The following is a 1,135-nucleotide window of genomic DNA, read 5'->3' as shown; positions in this document are numbered from 1 at the left end:
CTGAGCAGGACTTTCCCGGCTGGGTGGGCGATAGGGATGCGCATGAGGCGGGTCAGCACGTTGTCAGCCTTGGCGGCATAGGCAGCCAGCGTTGTGTCCTTCAGTCTGTCGCGTCGCTTGCCGACCCCGATTGCCCAGCGCAGGTGATCGCGAACCTTCGGAGCGAAGGCCAGATCGCCGCAGTCGATCGCATATTGAACGTCCCGCAGCACATGGGCGAGGCAGACCTGATGCTCCCGGCCCAATTCCTGCTGGCCCGCATAGCGGTCGGATATCCACACGTCGGGCTGATGACCGCCCAGAACCTCCTCGGCGACCTCCCGGGCCCGACGGGGGGCGATCCTGTGTAGAACCGCGTCCTTGGAGAGAAAGACCCACTGCCAATGGGTCACGCCATTGGTACGGGTGGTCGTCTCATCGGACGCGATGATCCGGGCCTTCAGCAGCCTGGTGCCGATCGCCTGGGTCGCCGCCGCCATGCAGGTACCCATGCGACGAAAAATATTGGCAATCGCGCCTTCGGAGATGACCAGGCCGAACAGTTCGCGAGCAATGCGTGAAAGGCGCTCGAAACCGACATGGTGGCTGTGATGCAGATAGGCCAGCAATGAGCGGATGCCAGGCCCGAACGGTGTGCCCGGTGCCATTCCCACTGGCGCCTGGGCGCGATAGCGGCGCCCGCATTCCCGGCAGCGTCCGCCGAACAGTTCGACCCGCGTCACGACCGGCCGGATTGGCGGCAGGTCGATATGATCGTATCGATGCCGGCAGCGCTGGACCTGGCTGGAAACGTCGGTCCCGCAATGGCCGCAGGTGGCTGCCATCACGCGTTCCGTCCTGTCCGGGGTCTCGGCCAACGGACGATGCTGGCCTTCGCGCGTGGGACGCCTGGCATTCCTGGAGACGTGCTTCCTCCCGCCTCCCTTGCCAAAATCGTCCTTCGACGGCGGAAGATGCGAATTCTTCGACGTCTTGCGCGGCTTGCCGACCAGCGATTCCAATTCCGAAATCCGCGCCGCCATCCGCTCGATCATCTCATGCTGCGCAAGCAGAAGGTCGTTCTTCTCCGCATCGGTCAGTTCATGAAAAAGGGGCGGTGCCATTCGTAGGGTGAATCAAATTTCAGCACCCTCCG

1 protein-coding gene is annotated in these 1,135 nt (G+C 63.4%); it reads right to left on the bottom strand.

Annotation, left to right across the window (positions count from 1 at the left end; translation table 11 throughout):
• Nucleotides 1-1,103: IS66 family transposase (tnpC, locus tag HLH48_RS22765; RefSeq protein ID WP_182999720.1), on the bottom strand; the 1,103-nt coding region annotated here is incomplete at its 3' end.
• Between the last annotated feature and the right edge of the window lie 32 nt (nt 1,104-1,135).

This window comes from Gluconacetobacter sacchari, assembly GCF_014174255.1.
GTDB lineage: Bacteria > Pseudomonadota > Alphaproteobacteria > Acetobacterales > Acetobacteraceae > Gluconacetobacter > Gluconacetobacter sacchari.
The sequence above is the reverse complement of the archived record's forward strand: the minus strand, read 5'-3'. Positions and strand labels throughout refer to the sequence as shown.